The sequence below is a fragment of the Bacillus sp. L_1B0_5 genome, from assembly GCF_000836715.1.
GTDB lineage: Bacteria > Bacillota > Bacilli > Bacillales > Bacillaceae_G > Bacillus_A > Bacillus_A thuringiensis_S.
In genome coordinates, this window is the sequence record NZ_JXIS01000156.1 from 1 (window position 1) to 315 (window position 315).

Below are 315 nucleotides of genomic sequence, written 5' to 3' on the forward strand. Positions count from 1 at the left end.
TCAATATAAGTTTCCGTGTTTCGTTTTCGTTTAGTTTTGAGAGTTCAATTCAATATTGACTCTTAAATGAGGATATGATATAAATAAATCCTGCAATTTGTATGGGCCTATAGCTCAGCTGGTTAGAGCGCACGCCTGATAAGCGTGAGGTCGATGGTTCGAGTCCATTTAGGCCCACCATACATTTTGGGGCCTTAGCTCAGCTGGGAGAGCGCCTGCCTTGCACGCAGGAGGTCAGCGGTTCGATCCCGCTAGGCTCCACCAAAAAGCTATTTTAAATAGCAAATGGTATGTTCTTTGAAAACTAGATAACAG

2 tRNA genes are annotated in these 315 nt (G+C 43.5%); both read left to right on the forward strand.

The features are described from left to right. Positions 1 to 103: 103 nt before the first annotated feature. A tRNA-Ile gene (locus RT27_RS30680) sits at positions 104 to 180 on the forward strand. A gap of 8 nt (positions 181 to 188) precedes the next feature. Next, positions 189 to 264 (forward strand) — tRNA-Ala (locus RT27_RS30685). Positions 265 to 315: the final 51 nt, after the last annotated feature.